Genomic DNA, 4,150 nt, shown 5'->3' on the forward strand with positions numbered 1-4,150 from the left:
CAGGCGGTAATTTCGAGCAACTGACCCCGAACCCGACGCCGGCTCAGACCACGATCACCGACTCGGTCGACACCACTACTGCGACCCTGACCGCCTCGCCAAGCGTGACCGAAGGCGGCGTGATCACCTACACCGTGACCCTGAGCAATCCTGCCCAGACGCCGGTAACCGTGACCTTGTCCAACGGCCAAACCATTACCGTTGAAGCGGGTAAAACCCAGGGCAGCGTCGATTTCCAGACCCCGGCCAATGACGTCTACAACAACGGCTCGACCGTCAGCGTCACCATCGAGAGCGCCACGGGCGGCAACTTCGAACATCTGACTCCGAATCCGACCCCAGCCTCGACTGTCATCAATGACAGCATCGATACCGTCACCGTAAGTATTGTCAGCAATGGCAATGTGACCGAAGACCAGCAGCCTTCCTTTACTGTGAAAGTAAGCCAGGCGCTGGACCGTCCGTTGACGGTAACCCTGTCTAACGGCGACACCGTGACGATCGAAGCCGGTAAGACCGAAGTCGAGTACAAGACCTCGGTTCAGGGCGATGACGTCTATCTTGATGCAGGCTCCATCACGCTCAGTGTTACCGACGCTACAGTTCCGGGTGCCACCTTCGAGAAGCTGGCCTTGGGTGGCCCGGCTACCGTTGAGATCTCGGACACTATCAGTGAAGTGGTGGCCAAACTGACTGCCACCCCTTCGGTGACCGAAGGCGGTGAGATCACCTACACCATCACCCTGACCAACAAAGACGGTCTGCCGATCAATAACCACTCGGAGCTGTACTTCAAGCTGACCGATGGCACTACTGTCGTCGTGGCAGCCAACAGCACCACCGGTTCGGCCACTGTAGCCGCCCCGGACAACGTCTATGTCGGCACCAACCAGCCGGTGGTCAATGCCATCGACGCGGTCAGCGGCGCAGATGCATGGAAGTTCGAAAACCTGAACCTGGACAAGACCCCGGTCAGCACCGAGGTCACCGACGAGCCAGGTACGCCAGGCAACGAAGGCGATATCGTCAAGGTCACCATCACGGCCGACCAGACTTCGGTAGCCGAGAACGTCAAACCGACCTTCACTGTGCACATCAACACCGCCCTGGCTCACGACCTGGTCGTGACCCTGAGCAACAACGCTCAGGTCACCATCAAGGCCGGCGAAACCAGCGCACCGTACACTCACGACGCGCAGGGCGATGACGTCTATCAGGATGCGGGCCAGATCAGCCTGGGCATCAACTCGGCGGTGGACGCCACTGGTGCTGCGTTCGAGAACCTCGAGTTGGGCGGTGCCGCGAAAGTGGATGTCACCGACACCCTCGACGAGGTGGTGGCCAAGCTGACTGCCACTCCGTCGGTCACCGAAGGCGGCGAGATCACCTACACCATCACGCTGACCAACAAAGACGGTCTGCCGATCAATAACCACTCGGAGCTGTACTTCAAGCTGACCGATGGCACTACTGTCGTCGTGGCAGCCAACAGCACCACCGGTTCGGCCACTGTAGCCGCCCCGGACAACGTCTATGTCGGCACCAACCAGCCGGTGGTCAATGCCATCGACGCGGTCAGCGGCGCAGATGCATGGAAGTTCGAAAACCTGAACCTGGACAAGACCCCGGTCAGCACCGAGGTCACCGACGAGCCAGGCACTCCAGGCAACGAAGGCGACATCGTCAAGGTCACCATCACGGCTGACCAGACTTCGGTAGCCGAGAACGTCAAGCCGACCTTCACCGTGCACGTCAACCAGCCGCTGGCCCACGACCTGGTCGTGACCCTGAGCAACAACGCCCAGGTCACCATCAAGGCTGGTGAGACCAGCGCGCCGTACACCCACGACGCGCAAGGCGATGACGTCTATCAGGACGCTGGCCAGATCAGCTTGGGCATCAACTCGGCGGTGGACGCCACTGGTGCTGCATTCGAGAACCTTGAGCTGGGCGGTGCTGCTTCGGTTCAAGTCACCGACACCCTCGACGAAGTGGTGGCCAAGCTGACTGCCACCCCTTCGGTGACCGAAGGCGGTGAGATCACCTACACCATCACCCTGACCAACAAAGACGGTCTGCCGATCAATAACCACTCGGAGCTGTACTTCAAGCTGACCGACGGCACCACTGTCGTCGTGGCAGCCAACAGCACCACGGGCTCGGCGACTGCAACCGCACCAGACAACGTCTATGTCGGCACCAACGCGCCGGTGGTTAATGCCATCGACGCGGTCAGCGGCGCAGATGCGTGGAAGTTTGAAAACCTGAACCTGGACAAGACCCCGGTCAGCACCGAGGTCACCGACGAGCCAGGCACTCCAGGCAACGAAGGCGACATCGTCAAGGTCACCATCACGGCCGACCAGACTTCGGTGGCCGAGAACGTCAAACCGACCTTCACCGTGCACGTCAACCAGCCGCTGGCCCACGACCTGGTCGTGACCCTGAGCAACAATGCTCAGGTCACCATCAAGGCTGGCGAAACCAGCGCGCCGTACACCCACGATGCGCAAGGCGATGACGTCTATCAGGACGCTGGCCAGATCAGCCTGGGCATCAACTCGGCAGTAGACGCCACTGGTGCTGCGTTCGAGAACCTTGAGCTGGGCGGTGCTGCTTCGGTTCAAGTCACCGACACCCTCGACGAAGTGGTGGCCAAGCTGACTGCCACCCCTTCGGTGACCGAAGGCGGTGAGATCACCTACACCATCACCCTGACCAACAAAGATGGTCTGCCGATCAACAACCACTCGGAGCTGTACTTCAAGCTGACCGACGGCACTACTGTCGTCGTGGCAGCCAACAGCACCACCGGTTCGGCGACTGTAGCTGCACCAGACAACGTCTATGTCGGCACCAACGCGCCGGTGGTCAATGCCATCGACGCGGTCAGCGGCGCAGATGCGTGGAAGTTCGAAAACCTGAACCTGGACAAGACCCCGGTCAGCACCGAGGTGACCGACGAGCCAGGCACACCAGGTAACGAAGGCGATATCGTCAAGGTCACCATCACCGCCGACCAGGCTTCGGTGGCCGAGAACGTCAAACCGACCTTCACCGTGCACGTCAACCAGCCGCTGGCCCACGACCTGGTCGTGACCCTGAGCAACAACGCTCAGGTCACCATCAAGGCTGGCGAAACCAGCGCGCCGTACACCCACGACGCGCAAGGCGATGACGTCTATCAGGATGCGGGCCAGATCAGCCTCGGCATCACGTCCGCTGTGGATGTAGACGGTCACACCTTCGAGAACCTGCAACTGGGCGGCAACGCTTCGGTTCAAGTGACCGACACCCTCGACGAGGTGGTGGCGAAGCTGACCGCGACCCCTTCAGTCACCGAAGGCGGTGAGATCACCTACACCATCACCCTGACCAACAAAGATGGTCTGCCGATCAACAACCACTCGGAGCTGTACTTCAAGCTGACCGACGGCACCACTGTCGTCGTGGCAGCCAACAGCACCACGGGCTCGGCCACTGCAACCGCACCAGACAACGTCTATGTCGGCACTAATGCGCCGGTGGTCAATGCCATCGACGCCGTCAGCGGCGCAGATGCGTGGAAGTTCGAAAACCTGAACCTGGACAAGACCCCGGTCAGCACTACCGTCACTGACGAGCCAGGCACTCCAGGCAACGAAGGCGACATCGTCAAGGTCACCATCACGGCCGACCAGACCTCGGTAGCCGAGAACGTCAAACCGACCTTCACTGTGCACGTCAATCAGCCGCTGGCCCACGACCTGATCGTGACCCTGAGCAACAACGCTCAGGTCACCATCAAGGCCGGTGAAACCAGCGCACCGTACACTCACGACGCGCAAGGCGATGACGTCTATCAGGACGCTGGCCAGATCAGCTTGGGCATCAACTCGGCGGTGGACGCCACTGGTGCTGCGTTCGAGAACCTGCAACTGGGCGGCAACGCTTCGGTTCAAGTGACCGACACCCTCGACGAAGTCGTGGCCAAGCTGACTGCCACCCCTTCGGTGACCGAAGGCGGCGAGATCACCTACACCATCACGCTGACCAACAAAGACGGTCTGCCGATCAATAACCACTCGGAGCTGTACTTCAAGCTGACCGATGGCACCACCGTCGTCGTGGCAGCCAACAGCACCACCGGTTCGGCCACTGCAACCGCACC

General features: G+C 60.7%; 1 protein-coding gene. It reads left to right on the forward strand.

Going from position 1 to position 4,150, the window contains the following annotated elements:
* A partial coding sequence (locus tag ACF8FB_RS04545) for an immunoglobulin-like domain-containing protein (RefSeq protein WP_392511069.1) occupies positions 1–4,150 on the forward strand: 4,150 nt, incomplete at both ends.

It is taken from the genome of Pseudomonas sp. yb_2 (assembly GCF_043103905.1).
In the GTDB taxonomy this organism is placed as follows: domain Bacteria; phylum Pseudomonadota; class Gammaproteobacteria; order Pseudomonadales; family Pseudomonadaceae; genus Aquipseudomonas; species Aquipseudomonas alloputida.